Source organism: Ekhidna sp. ABH4_415 (assembly GCF_056161305.1).
In genome coordinates this window covers 1-224 of record NZ_JBSWYW010000039.1, presented here as the reverse complement: position 1 = coordinate 224, position 224 = coordinate 1, and the positions used below count along the sequence as shown (strand labels likewise).

1 protein-coding gene is annotated in these 224 nt (G+C 50.9%); it reads right to left on the bottom strand.

Going from position 1 to position 224, the window contains the following annotated elements; all coding sequences use genetic code 11:
* Nucleotides 1–224, bottom strand: a 224-nt coding sequence (locus ACXAH9_RS17220; protein ID WP_474896091.1) for a hypothetical protein, incomplete at both ends; no start/stop codon positions are given.

Genomic DNA, 224 nt, shown 5'->3' with positions numbered 1-224 from the left:
ATCGTTGGGTTGGTTACCGGATTCATTGCCTCACTGTATGTTACCGTAACTACCTGTGTAAGGTCTCCCTGTGAGATCGGATCACTGTCTGTAGTCACTGTGGCCGTGGGTGCTTGAGTGTCAATCACAAATGAAGGTGAAGTGTCTCCAATATCTGCATTGCCCACCACGTCGGTAGCTCCGCTCGAAGAAGACACTACGGCCGTCTCTGCGCCAATTTCTTC